The following is a 16582-nucleotide window of genomic DNA, read 5'->3' on the forward strand; positions in this document are numbered from 1 at the left end:
TCAGGCCACCGGCAGCAGGCAGGTGGGCGACGGCACGATCGTGCGGTGCCGCACCCGGCCGGGAATGCCGGTGCGCTCGTCGATCGGAAGCGACACCACCTCGTCGGCGCGCTGCCCCGCGACGAGCACCATGTCCCGCGCCACCACGTGGTTGCGCGGCCAGTGCGTACCCGCCTCGACGAACGCGACGGAGGTCAGCACTCCGCCGTTGCCGCCGATGCGCACCACACCGAGCGCGTCGCTGCCGCGCACCCCGGCGTACAGCGTCTCGCGATCCCGACTCGCGGTGATCTCTGCAGCGGTATCGGAACCGAGGCGCACATCCGGCGAAAGGGGAACGCCCGCGACGATGCGCCACACCCCGTCCACGCCCGGCTGCAGGGCGAAGACCTCGCAGCTGAGCTCGGTCAGAACGTAGAGATGCCCGCTCGGATGCCACACCATGTGGCGCGGTCCGCTCCCCTTCGGGAACACGACCTCCTGCACGAAACGCAGCCCCTCGCCGCCGACCCGCCAGAACCGCACGAGGTCGAGCCCCATGTCGGTGCTCGCGACCAGGCCGTTGCCGAGGAAGGCCGTCTGATGCGTCCGCGACGGACGGGCTTCGGATGCTTCGGTGTCGGCGGCCGCCGGCGATGGCGCAGCATCCGCCACATCATGATCGGGAACGAGATGCGCGAACTCCGGACCCGCGGCTGCGCGGAGCGCCCGAGACGCGGCCGCGAGATCCAACAGCTCCTCCGGCTGCCGCTCCGCGGCGACCGGGCCCCCCGATCCGTACGGATCGGTGGCCGCGGGGGCGATCCACGGCGAGGAGGGGCGGCCCGCAGCATCCAGCGAGATCCGCACCAGCCGGCCGTCGTTCCAGCAGCTCGCGAGGAGGAACGACCCGTCGGGCGACACGGCCACGTGACAGACGGCGGAGCCCGCGTCGATCGGACGACCGAGCGGCACCAGGGTCATGTCGCCGGTGCGGCGATACGCCTGCACGGTGCCGTCCGCCTCGAGGGCGGCGTAGAGCACGGCGACGCTCGGGTGCGCAGCCAACCACGAGGGCGACCCCGGTGCGGCCACGATCGTCGGGCTGAGCCCGAGCGGGCCCGAGGCCCACGGCGAATCGGCCTCCCCCGCCTGCAGCATCGTGATGCCCTCGGCGTCGCCCTTGCGGCTGGGCGCGTACCCTCCGACCCAGAAGCGCATCAGTCGACGAGCGGGGTGCGGACGATCACGGCGTCACGGGAGGGGCCGACCCCGATGACCGAGATGCGCGTGCCGCTCATCTCCTCGAGGGCCAGCACGTAGTCCTGCGCTTCGCGCGGCAGGTCCTCGAACGTGCGGGCTCCCGAGATGTCGGTCTTCCACCCGGGGAAATACTCCAGGATCGGCGTCGCGTGGTGAAAATCGGACTGGCTGATCGGCACCTCGTCGAAACGGACACCGTCCACGTCGTACGCCACGCACACCGGAACCTGGTCGAGTCCGCTGAGGATGTCGAGCTTCGTCAGCACGAGGTCGGTGATGCCGTTGATCCGCGTCGCGTAACGCGTGATCGGGGCGTCGTACCACCCCACCCGACGGGGACGACCGGTCGTCGTGCCGAACTCGAAGCCGCGCGAGCGCAGCCACTCGCCCTGCTCGTCGAACAGCTCGGTCGGGAACGGCCCCGACCCCACGCGCGTCGTATACGCCTTGACGATGCCGACGATACGATCCAGTCGGTTCGGACCGACACCCGAGCCGGTGGCCGCGCCTCCCGCGGTCGCCGACGAGGAGGTCACGAACGGATAGGTGCCATGGTCGACGTCGAGCATGGTGGCCTGGCCGCCCTCGAACACCACGACGTCGCCGGCGTCCAAGGCGTCGTTCAGCAACAGCGAGGTGTCGGCGACCATCGGGCGCAGCCGATCGGCGTACGAGGTCAGGTCCTCCACGACCTCGTCGACCGAGATCGCGCGCCGATTGAACAGCTTCACCAGCAGGTGGTTCTTCTGATCGAGCGCGCCCTCGACCTTCTGGCGCAGGATGTTCTCGTCGAAAAGGTCTTGCACACGGATGCCGACGCGGTTGATCTTGTCGGCGTACGCCGGGCCGATTCCCCGACCGGTGGTGCCGATCTGGCGCTTGCCGAGGAAGCGCTCGGTCACCTTGTCGATCGTGCGGTGGTACTGCGTGATGACGTGCGCGTTCGCGCTGATCCGCAACCGCGAGGTGTCGAGACCGCGGGCGTTCAAGGCCTCGAGCTCGTAGAACAGCACCTCGAGGTCGATGACGACGCCGTTGCCGATCACCGGGTTCACTCCCGGGGAGAGGATGCCGGAGGGGAGGAGGTGCAGCGCGTACTTCTCGTCACCGATGACGACGGTGTGGCCCGCGTTGTTGCCGCCGTTGAACTTGACCACCCAGTCGGTACGTTCGCCGAGCAGGTCGGTGGCTTTCCCCTTGCCCTCGTCACCCCACTGGACGCCGACGATAACGATTCCGGGCATGTGGCGCTCCTCGCGTCGGGTGCAACGGTCAACTCCCCATCCTACCGAGCGGGCACCGGTATCCCGCGGCCAGAAGCGGCGAGGGGTACCGTGAGCGAATGGACCCGACGCCGCAGTCAGGAATGCCACCCTCGCCGCTCAGCGCAGGGCCGGCCGACAGCGTTTCGCCGAGTCCGAAGCGGTTGTGGCGCAGCCAGTTCTCCTGGCCGACGATCGGGCTCATCGTCGCGGTGATCCCCCTCACCGTCGCCGGGATGCTGTTGTCCGCGAGCGACACCTACGGCGATCAGTGGTGGGGCGTGCTGCTGCTCGCAGCTCCCGCGGTGCCGACCGCGTGGGCGGTGCTCGAACTGGCGTGGCGGCGTGAGCCGGGGATCATCGGCGGAACGGCGTTCCGCATCCTCGGGATCAGTGCGGTCGCTGCGGCGGTCGGTGCCCTCACCACCGTGGTGGTCTCCGCGCTCCCCTCGTTCCAGGCCGACGTGCGGCGATACACCGACGCGGGGTTCCACTACTGGTTCGGCGATCGGAACCCCCATCCCGCCCTCACCGCGGGTCTCGCCGGGTGGGGTGCGGCGATCGTGGTCGGTCTGCTCGTCTTCGTCGTCATCGTCCTTCCCCTCCTCGCCGCGACGCGCCCGCGGGCATTCGCCGCGGCGAACATGTACAGCACCGCACCCGCCGACGCGAAAGCGAATCATCTCGCAGGCATCGCGCTGTCCCTCGTCGTGATCGCCGCGTTCGCCGCCCCCACCGCCTTCGTGCTCGGGTGGACGATCGCGGGGTGGGTGATCAGCATCATCGGCTTCGTGCTCGTGATCGTCGTCGTCGTGACCCAGCGCGTCGATGTCGCCCGGCGCCGGCGCACGGGCACGCCGGTCGGGATCTCCCGAACCAAGCCCTGACCCGGGGAAATTGCCCGATATCCGCATGCGGGGGAATAGACCGATCGCCCCGCGCATTGCGTCACGTGACGGTGCATTCGCGCCTCCCTGCCCTCCGATCGAGAATGGTCGCACCATGTCCGCATCCGACGATCACGCCCGCTGGCACCAGGCGCGCGAGCGCGCCGTTGTGTCGCCGACGGGCAACCTGGCGCTCATCGAGACCCGCTGGACGGGGGAACGCCCCGATCTCGAGGCGGCCCGAGCCGAAGCGTCGGAGTCCGTGACGGTCACCCCCCTCGAACGCCGCAACATCGACAGTGCCCTCCCCGAGCACGGAATCCGGCTGTGGGATGCTGCGTCCCCTGCCATTGCCGCCTTCGAGCGCATCGACGTCTACCCCTACGACCCGTCGTGGGTGCTCGAGGGGCGTTTCACTCCCGTCGAGGAGGGCCGGACGGTGCCGTTCGAGCACATCCGGGACAACGGCGGCACCCGCGATCTGGTGGTACCGGGCGACATCGCGCTGAGCGTCGATGGACGCGACTACACGCTCGCGGCGTTCGACGACGACGGCACCCTCCTTCTCGTCTTCGGCGACGAGACGAACGGCACGGAGACCTACGGCTCGGGCCGGTTCCTCTTCGTCCGCCGCGACCCGAACGACCCCACTCGGGTCGTCCTCGATTTCAACCGCGCGTTCGTGCCGCCCTGCGGCTTCTCCGCGCAGTACAACTGTCCCCTCCCGCCCGTCTCGAATCGCTTCCCCTTGCCGATTCGCGCGGGCGAGAAGTCGGTCGTCTTCCGCGACGGCTTCGACATCTACGCGGCCTGACCGTCGCATCCACAGCACCCTGGAGTTCCCCCGCATGAGAAGACCCCTGATCGCCCTGTCCGCGCTCGCCGCCACCGCCCTCGTTCTGGCCGGTTGCGCCGGCGGCGGCGCTGACGATGCCGCCGACTCCGACGACGCCACGATCGCCATCGGATCACTGTTCGAGCCGCAGAACCTGAGCAACACCCAGGGCGGCGGCCAGGGCGTCACCGAGGCGTTCAACGGCAACGTCTACGAGGGCCTCTACAAGCTCACCGACGACGGCGACGTCGAGCCGCTGCTCGCCGAGAATGCCGACGTGAGCGAAGACGGTCTGACGTACACGATCACGCTGCAGGACGACGTGACCTTCCACTCCGGCAAGGCGCTGACCTCGGCCGTCGTGAAGGCGAGCGTCGAGGCGGTGACCGCTCCCGATTCGAAGTCGGCCCGCAAGTCGAGCTTCGCCGTCATCAGCGACATCGCGACCCCCGACGACAGCACGGTGGTCTTCACGCTCAGCGAGCGGTCGATCTCGTTCCTGTACAACCTCAGCTACGTCTGGATCGTGAACGCCGAGGCGGGCGACCTCACCCAGACCGAAGACGGGACCGGCCCCTACACGCTCGACGAGTGGCAGCAGGGCAGCACCCTCGCCCTCGCCCGCTGGGACGACTACTGGGGCGACGCGGCGACCAACTCCGAGGTCGTCTTCACGTACTTCACCGATGCGACGGCCGAGAACAACGCGCTGCTCAGCGGCGAGATCGACCTGATCACCAGCATCCAGAGCCCCGACTCGCTCACCCAGTTCGACGGCAACGCCGACTACACCGTCAGCGAGGGGACCTCCACGACGAAGGAGCTCCTGGCCTTCAACGACCGGGTCGCCCCCTTCGACAACACGCTGGTACGCAAGGCCGTCTATTCCGCGATCGACCGGCAGCAGCTGCTGACCTCGATCTGGGGCGACTACGGCACCCTCATCGGTTCGATGGTTCCCCCGACCGACCCGTGGTACGTCGACCTCAACGACGTGAACCCGTACGACCCCGATCTGTCGCGCCAGCTGCTCGCGCAGGCCGGCCTTGCCGACGGATTCACCTTCACGCTCGACACCCCGAGCTACGACCCGCACCCCGCCGTCGCGGAGTTCCTGCAGTCGCAGCTGGCCGAGGTCGGCATCGTCGTGGAGATCAACACGATCAGCGCCGACGAGTGGTACACGAAGGTGTTCCAGGAGCGGGACTTCACCGCGACCCTGCAGGAGCACGTCAACGACCGCGACGTGGTCTGGTACGGAAACCCCGACTTCTACTGGGGCTACGACAACGCCGACGTTCAGCAGTGGGTGTCCGAGGCCGAGCAGGCCGAGAGCGTCGAGGCGCAGACCGAGCTGCTCACCCAGGTCAACGAGCAGATCGCCGAAGACGCCGCCAGCGTGTGGCTGTACCTCTACCCGCAGATCGTGGTCGCCTCCAGCGACCTCAGCGGCTACCCCGTCAACGGCCTGAACTCGCAGTTCTACGCCTACGACATCGTCAAGTCCTAGCCGGCACCGTCACCTACTGATTCGGTGAGGGATGCTGGTAGCGACCGCTCCCGGCATCCCTCACCCTTCTTCGAGATCCCATGATCACCTACGTTCTGCGCCGCTCCGGGTTCCTCCTGGTGTCGCTCGTCGTGGCCATGATCGTGATCTTCGTGCTGCTGCGGCTCTTGCCCGGTGACCCTGCGAACGCCCTGCTGTCGGTCGATGCCACGCCCGAGCAGATCGCGGCGGCGCGCGCGCAGGTCGGTTCCGATCAGCCGCTCTGGCAGCAGTTCACGACCTGGGCGGCGCAACTGCTGCGCTTCGATCTGGGTTCGTCGTACATCAGCTCACGCCCCGTAGGCCCCGAGATCGCCTCGCGACTCGCGATCACCGTGCCCCTGACGCTCTTGGCGTTCGGCCTTGCGCTCCTGGTGTCGCTCGTGGTCGGCGTCATCGCGGCGGTCAAGTCCGACCGGTGGTACGGAATCGCCCTGAGCGGCTTCTCCCAGCTGGGTGTCGCCGTGCCGGTGTTCTGGGTGGGGGTGATCCTGGTGTGGGTGTTCGCCCTCCAGTTCGGGCTGCTCCCCTCGGGCGGGTTCCCCCGCGACGGCTGGGAGGACCCCGCCGACGCCCTGCGTTCGCTGACCCTCCCGGTGATCGCGATCGCGATCGTGATGAGCGCCTCGCTCAGCCGGTATGTGCGCTCGGCCACGCTCGACGTGCTCGGCAGCGACTACCTGCGCACCGCCCGCGCCGGCGGTGCCGGCACGACCGAGGCGCTGCTGCGCCACGGGGTGCGCAACGGCGCCGTGCCGGTGGTCGCCGTCCTCGGCATCGAGTTGTCCACGACGCTGCTCGGAGCCGTCGTCGTCGAAAGCGTCTTCACCCTGCCAGGGCTCGGCAGCCTGCTCCTGACCGGCATTCAGCAGCACGACTTCGCCAACATCCAGGGCGTCCTGGTGGTCAGCACCCTCTTCGTGCTGCTCGTCGGCTTCGCCGCCGACATCACGCAGCGCCTGATCGATCCGCGCCTGCGCGCGAGCGTCTCGGGCAACCGATGAGCGAGATCGTGGAGCAGCAGGTCGAGGGCGCATCGAGCGGATCGCGTCGCGGTTCGCTCACCCTCGCGATCGGGATCGTCCTCACGGGTCTCGTGGTCGTCGTCGCCGCCGTCTCGGTGTTCTGGCTGCCGTACCCGCTCAGCGATCTCAGCGGTGGCCGCCTCGATCCGCCGAGTTTCGCCCATCCGCTGGGAACCGACCGCCTCGGTCGCGACCTGCTGTCGCAGCTGATGGTCGGCGCCCGTATCGCCCTGGCCGTCGGTGCCGGCTCCGTCGCACTGGCCGCCGTCCTCGGCATCCTCATCGGACTCGTGACGGCGTTCGCCCGCCCCTGGGTCGATGACACCCTCTCGGCCGCGCTCGACGTCGTCATCGCGTTCCCCGTGCTGCTGCTGGCGATGCTGGTGGTCGCCGTTCAGGGCGCATCGCTCTGGTCGGCGATCCTGGCGATCGGCCTCGCGATGTCAGCGGTCATCGCGCGCCTCACCCGCATCCTCGCGCGCCGGGTGCTGCAGGAGCAGTACGTCACCGCTGCGCGCACGAGCGGCACCCGGCTGCTCGGCATCGTCATGCACCACGTGCTGCCCAACATCGCGCCGACCCTCGCGGTCAGCCTCGCCCTGCAGTTCGGCATCGCCGTGCTCGCCGAGGCGAGTCTGTCGTACCTCGGTCTGGGCGCCCCGCCGCCGAACGCGTCCTGGGGTCGGATGCTGCAGGAAGCCCAGGGCACGGTGGTCAACGCGCCCATCGGCGCGATCGCGCCGGGGATCGCGATCGTGGTGCTCGTTCTCGGCGTCAATTTCCTCGCCGACGGCTTGCGCGATGTCGGCGATCCGACGAGGAGGAGACGATGACCCTGCTCGATGTCTCCGCGCTCGGCGTGCACGCCGATGGCACCCCTCTCGTCGACGGGGTGTCCTTCTCCCTCGCCGCCGGAGAGCGCCTCGGACTCATCGGCGAATCCGGGTCGGGGAAGTCGCTCACCTCACTCGCCGTGGTCGGGCTGCTGCCCGCCGGTCTCGTCGCCTCCGGGTCGGTGGTTCTGGCCGACCGCGAGGTGGTGGGCGCCCCCGACGCGCGGGTGCGGCCGTTGCGCGGAGCCGTGGCCGGCTTCGTCTTCCAAGAACCCCTCACCGCCCTCGATCCGCTCATGCGCGTCGGCAGGCAGATCGCCGAACCGATCCGCCGGTACCGGGCGCTGCGCGGCGCGGCCCTGCGCGAAGCGGTCGCGGCGTCCCTCGCCGAGGTCGCGCTCGGCGAGGCTCGGATCGCCCGCGCCTACCCGCACGAACTGTCCGGCGGTCAACGCCAGCGGGTGGCGATCGCGATGGCCCTCGCTGCTCGGCCGCAACTGCTCATCGCCGACGAGCCGACGACGGCGCTCGATGTCACGGTGCAGGACGAAGTGCTCACCCTGATCGAACGCCTCGTCGCCGAGCGGGGGATGTCGCTGCTGTTCATCAGCCATGACCTCGCGGTCGTCGCCCGGATGACCGAGCGGATCGTCGTCCTGCGCTCCGGCGTCGCTGTCGAGGAGGGCCCGGTCGATCGCGTGCTGCGCGACCCGCAGCATCCGTACACCGCCGCCCTCGTGGGGAGCGCTCGCGCCCTCGACGACGCCCTGGGCGAGGGAGGGGCGCCATGAGCCTGCTCGAACTGCGGTCGGTGGGGTACTCCTACGCGGAGCGAAGCGTGTTGGACGACGTGTCGATCTCCGTCGACGCCGGTGAATCAATCGGGCTCGTCGGCGAGTCCGGCGCCGGCAAGTCGACGATCCTGCGGCTGATGCTCGGACTCGCGTCGCCGCGCGAGGGCGCGGTTCTCTTCGCGGACGAGCCCCTCGACCTGCGCGATCGGGCGCTGATGCGGCGTTTCCGCACGGCGGTTCAGCCGGTGTTCCAGGATCCGTACTCCTCGCTCGATCCTCGCCAGCGCATCGATCGCTCGGTGGGTGAACCGCTGCGCTCGCTCGGACTCGCAACCGGTGCCGACGCCCGGGCGCGCGTCGCCGAGGCCATCGCCTCGGTCGGGCTCGACGCCGACACCCTCACCCGCTACCCGCACGAGTTCTCGGGAGGACAGCGCCAGCGCATCGCGATCGCGCGGGCGATCGTGTCGCGCCCGCGAGTGCTGCTCGCCGACGAGGCGGTGAGCGCCCTCGACGTGACGACCCGGGTGCAGGTCATCGAGCTGCTCCAGCGGCTCCGCCGCGAGAGCGGACTCGCGCTCGTGATGGTCTCGCACGATCTCAGCGTGGTGGCCGCCCTCTGCGACCGCACGGTCGTGCTGCGCCACGGCCGGGTCGTCGAAACGGGCCCCACCCGCCGCATCCTCACCGCCCCCGAGACCGCGTACACGCGCGAGCTCGTCGCCGCCGTTCCCCGCCTCCCGCGCTGACCGCGGCCCGCGGCCCGCGAGCTCACCGGCGGTGATGGCGCTACTTCTTCGCCAGCTGCTCGGTGATGTCGTGCCAGACGAAGCGATCTTCAAGGGATGTGCCGTTCGCCGACGCGAGCAGGGCCTCCCGCACCTCGGTCCCGGACAACCGCTCGTTCGGCAAGATAGGGAAGCTGCGCGTCCGACCGGGAAGCGCGACCAGCTCGCCCGACTCATCACCGTCGTGCGCGGCTACCCCGTGCCAGAACTCGCCGCCGACTCCCGCCTTACCCCACCGCCGCCACTCCAGAGTCAGGCCTTCTGCACCGCCGGCCGCCTGCAGGTAGTCGCCGCGCTCGTCCTCGAGCACCACGAAGCTGGGACCTCGGCCATGGGAAAGCCAGTCGACGGACGCGGCGATGAGGGCGTCGCTGGGTCCGGTGGCCGTCGCCTCCGATTCGACCATGAGGGTGAGGTGCGGGTGCTCCTCGTGCGCATAGGACTGTTCGGGCGGCCACCAGACGTTGCCACCCTCGGTGCTGCAGTCCCAGAAGCCGAGGCCGTGGGCTACCGCGGTGCGGTGAACGGCCGACTCCAGGAGTTCCGCCACCGAGAACATCGCGCTCACGTGGACACGAGGCCCCGACCGAGAGTATTCCGCGAACCTGTCGTCGGGCCCGAGCGTATCCGGAGCGTGCTCGTAAGACGCGAAGACCTCTTGCATGTCGCGCAGCCAGGGCGCGAACTTCGCGTCGCTCGCGCCACTCACGTGAGAATCATCCTGAAGCCACCGCAGCGCTTCGGACCTCTCCCGAGGAGATACCGCCGGATCGAAGACGACAATGTCGTAGCTCATCGTTTTGCCCCCCGGTGGGCAGATCGTCCCGCCCCCGCACGGCACGATACCGACCGCGGACGACGCGTGTGCGCATCCGTTCACAGGGGTGCGTGAGCAGCATCCGCCTCGCCCTTCTACGCTGGAGGCATGCGCTCTCGTCTGCTCTCCGCCACCTTCGCCGCCGTCGGCCTGCTGCTGCTTTCGGGCTGCGCCACGGCGACCCCCACCGCTCCCGCCGAATCCTCGGCCGCGGCCCCGTCGGCCCCCGCTACCGCTGCCGCCTCGGGAGAGTGCGCCTACCCGGCGGAGTCGGGCGCCTCGAGCGACGTCACCGCGCCGCCCGCCGACCCGACCGTCACGGGCGCCGTCTCGGCGACGCTCTCCACCACCGCCGGTGACATCGCGATCGCGCTCGACGCCGACCGCACCCCCTGCACCGTGGGCAGCTTCGTCTCGCTCGCCGAGCAGCAGTACTTCGACGGCACCGACTGCCACCGCCTGACGACCCAGGGCATCTTCGTGCTGCAGTGCGGTGACCCCACCGGCACCGGCCGCGGCGGCCCGGGCTACAGCTTCGACGACGAGCTCGACGGCTCCGAGACCTACCCCGCCGGTACCGTGGCCATGGCGAACGCCGGGCCCGACACGAACGGCTCGCAGTTCTTCCTCGTCTACGAGGACAGCCAGCTGCCGCCGTCATACACCGTCTTCGGACAGATGGATGCTGCCGGCCTCGAGGTCGTTCGACAGATCGCCGCGGTCGGAGCCGAGGGCGGCGCCGCCGACGGTGCGCCCGCCACTCCCGTGACGATCACCTCGGTCGCGATCGGCTGACCTCCGGCCACGAAAAAGGGGGGGAGGCCGTCGGCCTCCCCCCCTTTTTTCATCTCAGCGTCCCGAGCGGCGCTTGCTCAGCACGTCGAAGGCGACGGCGAACAGCAGCACGAGGCCCTTGATGACCTGCTGCCAGGCGGCGTCGACGCTCAGGATCGACAGGCCCTGGTTGAGCACGCCCATCACGAGGCCACCGATGACCGCGCCGATGACGGTGCCGACGCCGCCCTGGACGGCGGCGCCACCGATGAAGACCGCGGCGATGGCGTCGAGCTCGAAGCTGCCACCCGCCGAGGCGACGGCGCTACCGGCGCGCGCGGTGCTCACGACACCGGCAAGGCCGGCGAGCAGACCCATGTTGACGAAGATGAAGAACGTCACCCACTTCGTCTTGACCCCCGACATCTGCGCGGCGAAGAGGTTTCCGCCCATCGCGTAGACGTGCCGGCCGAAGACGGTGCGGTTGAGCACGAACGAGTAGATCAGGATGAGCGCGGCAAGGATGATCAGAATGATCGGCGTGCCCCGGTTGTACGCGAGCAGGTAGGCGACGTACATGATCGCGGCGACCGCGATGCCGACCTTGATCCACGCCGACACCGCGCGTTCGCGGGGCAGCTCGAGCCGGCGCAGCGTGGCACGCGTGCGCACCTGCTGCACGATGAGCGCGAGGGAGGCCACCGCGGCGATACCGAAGGTGATGAGGTCGGGGGCACCCGTGGTCGGGATGGTGCCCGACCCGATCGCGTTGAACTGCGGCGGCAGTCCGCTGATCGTGCCGCCGGTGAGCAGCACGAGGGCGAGACCGCGGAAGATGAGCATGCCCGCCAGGGTGACGATGAAGGCCGGTATGCCGACGAAGGCGATCCAGAATCCTTGCCACGCGCCGATCACCGCGCCGACGACGAGGGCCAGGATGATCGCGCCCCACCAGGGGAGCCCCCACGATTGCATCGACAGCGCCGCCACCGCACCCACGACGGCCACGATCGAGCCGACCGAGAGGTCGATGTGACCGGCGATGATGACGATGACCATGCCGATCGCGAGGATCAGCACGTAGGCGTTCTGCTGGATGAGGTTGCTGACGTTGCCGGGGTACAGGAGCCGGCCGTTGGTCAGGATCTGGAACAGGATGATGATGATCGCGAGCGCCGCGAGGATGCCGTACTGACGCAGGTCGATGCGCATGCGGCGCCGGGCCTTGCCCGGAACGCTGGGTCCGGCCGGGGTCGCTTGATCGGGGGCGGTGAGGGTCACGGGTTTACTCCTTCAGCTCTGCCTGCAGTCATATGGCGCATGAGTTCTTCTTGGGTTGCGTCGGCGCGAGCGATTTCGCCGGTGAGGCGCCCCTCCGCAATCGTGTAGATCCGGTCGGCCAGCCCGATCAGCTCGGGCAGCTCCGACGAGATCACGATGACCGCCTTGCCCTGGGCGGCGAGCTCGTTGATGATGCCGTAGATCTCGAACTTGGCCCCGACGTCGATGCCGCGCGTCGGTTCGTCGAGGATCAGCACGTCCGGACCCGAGTAGATCCACTTGCTGAGCACGACCTTCTGCTGGTTGCCTCCGGAGAGGAGGCCCGTGAGCGTCGCGACCGAGGGCGTCTTGATGTTCATCTGCTTGCGGTAATCCTCGGCGACCACGTACTCGCGGTTGCGGTCGATGACCCCCAGCTTCGCCAGTTTGCCGAGGGCTGCGGCCGAGACGTTCACCGTGACGGACCCGATCAGGTTGAGCCCGTAGCGCTTCCGATCCTCGGTCGCGTAGGCGATGCCGTTGCGGATCGCCTCATCCACGGTCTTGGTCGAGATCTCGATCCCGTCCTTGAAGACCTTCCCCGAGATGTCGGTGCCGTAGGAGCGGCCGAAGATGCTCATGGCCAGCTCGGTGCGCCCGGCGCCCATCAGCCCCGCGAACCCGACGATCTCGCCGGCGCGCACGGAGAACGAGATGTCGTCGACGACCTTCCGACCGATGTCCACCGGGTGATAGGCGTTCCAATGCTCGACGCGGAACTTCTCCTCGCCGAGCTTCGGGTCACGCGGGGGGAACTGGCTGTCGAGGGATCGCCCGACCATGTCGCGGATGATGCGCGTCTCGATCTCGTCCGTGTCTTCGACGGGGAACGCCTCGATCGTCGAGCCGTCTCGGATGACCGTGACGGTGTCGGCGATCGCGCGGATCTCCTTGAGCTTGTGGGAAATGATGATCGAGGTGATGCCCTGGCCGCGGAGGTGCTTGAGGAGATCGAGCAGGTGGGCGGAGTCGTCGTCGTTCAACGCTGCGGTGGGCTCGTCCAGGATCAAGAGCTTGACCTGTTTCGACAGCGCTTTCGCGATCTCGACGAGTTGCTGCTTGCCGACGCCGAGTTCGAGCACCCGCGTCGCCGGGTTCTCTTGCAGCCCGACGCGGGCGATCAGCTTGGCCGCCTCGGCGTTCGTCTTGTTCCAGTCGATGACCCCGGCCCGGGCGTTCTCGTTGCCCAGGAAGATGTTCTCGGCGATCGAAAGATAGGGGCTCAGCGCGAGCTCCTGGTGGATGATCACGATGCCGTCGCGCTCGCTGTCGTTGATCGAGCGGTAGGCGACGTCTTTCCCCTCGAAAGTGATGACACCGTCGAACGATCCGTGCGGGTAGACCCCGCTGAGCACCTTCATCAGGGTCGACTTTCCGGCGCCGTTCTCGCCGCAGATCGCGTGGACCTCGCCGCGCTGCACCTCGAGGTCGACACCGTTGAGTGCCTTCACCCCGCTGAAGTCCTTCACGATTCCGCGCATCGTGAGAATGGCGTTGTTCATAGTGCCCTTTCGAGGGGTCGGACCGCGATCGGCGGCGGCCGGTGGCCGCCGCCGATCAAGGTCGATCTATCAGAGTCCGACGTCCGAGGCCTTCAGGAAGCCGGAGTCGATCAGGAGCGACTGGACGTCGTCTTTCACGACGACCTGCGGGTCCAGGAGGTAGGCCGGAACGACCTTCACTCCGTTGTCGTAGGTCTCGTCGTCGTTCGTCTCCGGCTCCTCGCCGGCGACGATCGACTGCACCATCATCTGCACGCGGTCACCCAGCTCGCGGGTGTCCTTCCAGACCGTCATCGACTGCTGGTCGGCGAGGATCGCCTGCACGTTGGCCTTGTCGGCGTCCTGGCCCGTGATGATCGGCCAGTCGGCGCCCGGTGCGTAGCCCGCGGACAGCAGCGACTGCTCGATACCGAGCGCCAGGCTGTCGTTCGGGGAGAGGACGACCTGAACCTTCTCGCCACCCGTGTAGAACGACTGCAGACGGTTGTCCATCTCAGCCTGGGCGTCATCCGATCCCCAACCGAGGATTCCGATGGACTTCCAGTCGTCGTTCGTCGCCGAGAGCTTGCCCGAGGGGATGACCAGCTGGCCGCTCTCGACGTAGGGCTGGAGAACGTCCCAAGCACCCTGGAAGAAGAACCCGGCGTTGTTGTCGTCGGGGCTTCCGGCGAAGGGCTCGAAGTTGAACGGGCCCGCGCCACCGGCGAGGTCCAGCTGCTCTTCGATGAACTGACCTTGGAGCGTTCCGACCTTGTAGTTGTCGAAGGTCGCGTAGTAGTCGACCGCTTCGGTGCCGTTGATCAGGCGGTCGTATGCGATGACCTTCACGTCCTGGCCTGCGGCGTCCTCGAGGACCGGGCCCAGGGTCAGGCCGTCGATCGCCGCGACGACGAGGATCTTCGCGCCGCCGGCGACCTGGTTCTGGATCTGGCTGATCTGCTGGTCGGTCTTGTTGTCGGCGTACTGCAGGTCGACGGTGCATCCGTCGTCTTCGAGCTTGGTCTTGAGACCCTCACCGTCGTTGATCCAACGCTCCAGGCTGCGGGTCGGCATCGAGATGCCGACGTTGCATTCTGCAGCGGCATCCTCTCCGCCACCGCCACCGCCCGCGGTGCCGGCGGGCGCGCACGCGGCGAGGGTGGCGACGAGGCCACCGACCGCGAGGAGTGAGGCGAGTGTTCTTCCTTTGAACATGAATTTCCTTCCAAGAAATACGAGTCTGCTTCGACCCGCATCGCTCACCCCGCCGGAAGAATCTTGGCTGAGGTGGGGACGACGGTGTCCGCATCCGACAGCGATGATCGCCCCCGGATTGTGCTGCTGTGTGTGATCGCTTCGCTGGTTCCTGTTGGCAGGGCATACGTTGCGCGCATCAACATACGCGATCTACCAGCCTGGAGCCACGGAAATTCTTCCTCGGCGCGTCACAACTTGATCTCGGCACCCCGCGAGTGCTCTTTCCCATCGAGAGGGTGCCCTCTCGCGCTTGAATAGACTGGGGGTATGTCCAAGGTTCTGCAGTCCCTGCCCGTCGGCGAGCGCGTCGGCATCGCCTTCTCAGGGGGACTCGACACCTCGGTCGCCGTCGCGTGGATGCGAGACAAGGGTGCGATCCCCTGCACGTACACCGGCGACCTCGGCCAGCCCGACGAAGACGACATCGCCGCCATCCCCGGTCGTGCGCTCGAGTACGGCGCCGAGGTCGCGCGATTGATCGACGGCAAGACCGCTCTCGTCGAGGAGGGCTTCGCCGCCCTCGCGTGCGGCGCCTTCCACATCCGCTCGGGCGGACGCACCTACTTCAACACCACGCCCCTCGGTCGCGCCGTCACCGGAACGCTGCTCGTGCGCGCGATGCGCGACGACGGCGTCGACATCTGGGGCGACGGCTCGACCTACAAGGGCAACGACATCGAGCGGTTCTACCGGTACGGGCTGCTCGCCAACCCCGCTCTGCGCATCTACAAGCCCTGGCTCGACGCCGACTTCGTCACCGAGCTCGGCGGCCGCAAGGAGATGAGCGAGTGGCTGGTGGAGCACGGCTTCCCCTACCGCGACAGCGTCGAGAAGGCCTATTCCACCGACGCGAACATCTGGGGCGCCACCCACGAGGCCAAGACGCTCGAGCACCTCGAGGTCTCCCTCGAGACCGTCGAGCCCATCATGGGCGTGCGGTTCTGGGACCCGGCCGTCGAGATCCAGCCCGAAGACGTCTCGGTCACCTTCGAGGGAGGCCGACCGGTCGCCCTCAACGGAACCGAGTACACCGACCCGGTCGCTCTCGTGCTCGAGGCGAACCGCATCGGTGGCCGCCACGGCCTCGGCATGAGCGATCAGATCGAGAACCGCATCATCGAGGCGAAGTCCCGCGGCATCTACGAGGCGCCGGGTATGGCTCTGCTGTTCCTCGCGTACGAGCGCCTCGTCAACAGCATCCTGAACGAAGACACCCTCGCCACGTACCACGAGCAGGGCCGCCGGCTCGGGCGCCTCATGTACGAGGGCCGCTGGCTCGAACCGCAGTCCCTGATGCTGCGCGAGTCGATCCAGAAGTGGGTGGGCTCCACGATCACCGGCACCGTCACGGTGCGCCTGCGTCGCGGCGAGGACTACACGATCCTCGACACGACCGCCCCGACGATGTCGTACGGTCCGGAGAAGCTCTCGATGGAGCGCGTCGGCGACGCCGCTTTCGGCCCGATCGATCGCATCGGGCAGCTGACCATGCGCAACCTCGACATCGCCGACTCCCGCACCCGGCTCGAGCAGTACGCGACGCTCGGCCTGCTCGGCGGTCCGACGGGCGAGCTCGTCGGCCGCGTCACGGCCGGCGGCGCCGACGAGATCACCGAGCACGTGCTCGCGTACGACCCCGCTCGGGAGAAGCTGGCCGAGGCGACGGATGCTGCGGGCGAAGCCGCCGCGTTTGACTCCGGCACCGACTGACCCCTCTT

General features: G+C 68.4%; 15 protein-coding genes. 9 read left to right on the forward strand and 6 right to left on the reverse strand.

Annotation, left to right across the window (positions count from 1 at the left end; genetic code table 11):
* Positions 1-1200 (reverse strand): lactonase family protein, encoded by a 1200-nt coding sequence (locus ACFXP5_RS09665; protein WP_394544472.1) that lies wholly within the window; start codon positions 1198-1200, stop codon positions 1-3.
* The gene (locus ACFXP5_RS09670; protein ID WP_394527976.1) at positions 1200-2486 is read right to left on the reverse strand and encodes an adenylosuccinate synthase; all 1287 of its coding nucleotides are present in this window, start codon (positions 2484-2486) and stop codon (positions 1200-1202) included. Before ACFXP5_RS09670 ends, ACFXP5_RS09665 begins: the two co-directional genes overlap by 1 nt.
* 98 nt (positions 2487-2584) lie before the next feature.
* On the opposite strand from ACFXP5_RS09670, the gene ACFXP5_RS09675 reads away from it, so the two are divergent.
* The 7 genes from ACFXP5_RS09675 (at position 2585) to ACFXP5_RS09705 (ending at position 9176) form a co-directional block, all read left to right on the forward strand.
* The gene (locus ACFXP5_RS09675) at positions 2585-3391 is read left to right on the forward strand and encodes a hypothetical protein (protein WP_394544473.1); all 807 of its coding nucleotides are present in this window, start codon (positions 2585-2587) and stop codon (positions 3389-3391) included.
* A gap of 115 nt (positions 3392-3506) precedes the next feature.
* Positions 3507-4205: a DUF1684 domain-containing protein gene (locus ACFXP5_RS09680; protein WP_394527978.1), complete on the forward strand. Its 699-nt coding sequence runs from the start codon at positions 3507-3509 to the stop codon at positions 4203-4205.
* A 34-nt stretch (positions 4206-4239) separates the two neighbouring features.
* A complete protein-coding gene (locus ACFXP5_RS09685) occupies positions 4240-5736 on the forward strand; it encodes an ABC transporter substrate-binding protein (RefSeq protein ID WP_394544474.1) in 1497 nt (498 codons plus the stop codon).
* Between the two features lie 80 nt (positions 5737-5816).
* Complete coding sequence (locus ACFXP5_RS09690; protein WP_394544475.1) at positions 5817-6779, forward strand: ABC transporter permease; 963 nt, start codon at positions 5817-5819, stop codon at positions 6777-6779.
* On the forward strand, positions 6776-7633 hold the full coding sequence (locus ACFXP5_RS09695) for an ABC transporter permease (RefSeq protein ID WP_394544477.1): 858 nt from the start codon (positions 6776-6778) through the stop codon (positions 7631-7633). The genes ACFXP5_RS09690 and ACFXP5_RS09695 overlap by 4 nt, the downstream gene beginning before the upstream one ends.
* The gene (locus ACFXP5_RS09700) at positions 7630-8424 is read left to right on the forward strand and encodes an ATP-binding cassette domain-containing protein (protein ID WP_394544479.1); all 795 of its coding nucleotides are present in this window, start codon (positions 7630-7632) and stop codon (positions 8422-8424) included. The genes ACFXP5_RS09695 and ACFXP5_RS09700 overlap by 4 nt, the downstream gene beginning before the upstream one ends.
* Positions 8421-9176: an ABC transporter ATP-binding protein gene (locus ACFXP5_RS09705; RefSeq protein ID WP_394544480.1), complete on the forward strand. Its 756-nt coding sequence runs from the start codon at positions 8421-8423 to the stop codon at positions 9174-9176. The genes ACFXP5_RS09700 and ACFXP5_RS09705 overlap by 4 nt, the downstream gene beginning before the upstream one ends.
* Before the next feature lie 40 nt (positions 9177-9216).
* Here the strand turns inward: ACFXP5_RS09705 and ACFXP5_RS09710 are convergent, their stop codons facing one another.
* Positions 9217-9783, reverse strand: coding sequence for a hypothetical protein (locus ACFXP5_RS09710; RefSeq protein ID WP_394544481.1), 567 nt, complete (start codon positions 9781-9783; stop codon positions 9217-9219).
* A 357-nt stretch (positions 9784-10140) separates the two neighbouring features.
* Between ACFXP5_RS09710 and ACFXP5_RS09715 the strand changes: the two genes are divergently transcribed.
* Positions 10141-10827, forward strand: coding sequence for a peptidylprolyl isomerase (locus ACFXP5_RS09715; RefSeq protein WP_394527985.1), 687 nt, complete (start codon positions 10141-10143; stop codon positions 10825-10827).
* Between the two features lie 54 nt (positions 10828-10881).
* Here ACFXP5_RS09715 and mmsB read toward each other — a convergent pair whose 3' ends face one another.
* From mmsB to chvE, 3 genes are all read right to left on the reverse strand, one after another.
* Positions 10882-12087, reverse strand: a complete 1206-nt coding sequence (gene mmsB / locus ACFXP5_RS09720; protein ID WP_394527986.1) for a multiple monosaccharide ABC transporter permease — start codon at positions 12085-12087, stop codon at positions 10882-10884.
* On the reverse strand, positions 12084-13628 hold the full coding sequence (mmsA, locus tag ACFXP5_RS09725; RefSeq protein ID WP_394527987.1) for a multiple monosaccharide ABC transporter ATP-binding protein: 1545 nt from the start codon (positions 13626-13628) through the stop codon (positions 12084-12086). Before mmsA ends, mmsB begins: the two co-directional genes overlap by 4 nt.
* Before the next feature lie 69 nt (positions 13629-13697).
* Positions 13698-14822 (reverse strand): multiple monosaccharide ABC transporter substrate-binding protein, encoded by a 1125-nt coding sequence (chvE, locus tag ACFXP5_RS09730; RefSeq protein WP_394527988.1) that lies wholly within the window; start codon positions 14820-14822, stop codon positions 13698-13700.
* Positions 14823-15131: 309 nt separating this feature from the next.
* On the opposite strand from chvE, the gene argG reads away from it, so the two are divergent.
* A complete protein-coding gene (gene argG / locus ACFXP5_RS09735; RefSeq protein ID WP_394527989.1) occupies positions 15132-16574 on the forward strand; it encodes an argininosuccinate synthase in 1443 nt (480 codons plus the stop codon).
* The last annotated feature ends 8 nt before the right edge of the window (positions 16575-16582 follow it).

The sequence above is a fragment of the Microbacterium hanjuni genome, from assembly GCF_043556395.1.
Taxonomy (GTDB): Bacteria; Actinomycetota; Actinomycetes; order Actinomycetales; family Microbacteriaceae; genus Microbacterium.

Coding starts and splice junctions, on each gene's coding strand:
- ACFXP5_RS09700 (WP_394544479.1), top strand. CDS start 7,630: ATGACCCTGCTCGATGTCTCCGCGCTCGGCGTGCACGCCGATGGCACC.
- mmsA (WP_394527987.1), bottom strand. CDS start 13,628: ATGAACAACGCCATTCTCACGATGCGCGGAATCGTGAAGGACTTCAGC.
- argG (WP_394527989.1), top strand. CDS start 15,132: ATGTCCAAGGTTCTGCAGTCCCTGCCCGTCGGCGAGCGCGTCGGCATC.
- ACFXP5_RS09675 (WP_394544473.1), top strand. CDS start 2,585: ATGGACCCGACGCCGCAGTCAGGAATGCCACCCTCGCCGCTCAGCGCA.
- chvE (WP_394527988.1), bottom strand. CDS start 14,822: ATGTTCAAAGGAAGAACACTCGCCTCACTCCTCGCGGTCGGTGGCCTC.
- ACFXP5_RS09705 (WP_394544480.1), top strand. CDS start 8,421: ATGAGCCTGCTCGAACTGCGGTCGGTGGGGTACTCCTACGCGGAGCGA.
- ACFXP5_RS09690 (WP_394544475.1), top strand. CDS start 5,817: ATGATCACCTACGTTCTGCGCCGCTCCGGGTTCCTCCTGGTGTCGCTC.
- ACFXP5_RS09670 (WP_394527976.1), bottom strand. CDS start 2,486: ATGCCCGGAATCGTTATCGTCGGCGTCCAGTGGGGTGACGAGGGCAAG.
- ACFXP5_RS09685 (WP_394544474.1), top strand. CDS start 4,240: ATGAGAAGACCCCTGATCGCCCTGTCCGCGCTCGCCGCCACCGCCCTC.
- ACFXP5_RS09715 (WP_394527985.1), top strand. CDS start 10,141: ATGCGCTCTCGTCTGCTCTCCGCCACCTTCGCCGCCGTCGGCCTGCTG.
- ACFXP5_RS09665 (WP_394544472.1), bottom strand. CDS start 1,200: ATGCGCTTCTGGGTCGGAGGGTACGCGCCCAGCCGCAAGGGCGACGCC.
- ACFXP5_RS09695 (WP_394544477.1), top strand. CDS start 6,776: ATGAGCGAGATCGTGGAGCAGCAGGTCGAGGGCGCATCGAGCGGATCG.
- ACFXP5_RS09680 (WP_394527978.1), top strand. CDS start 3,507: ATGTCCGCATCCGACGATCACGCCCGCTGGCACCAGGCGCGCGAGCGC.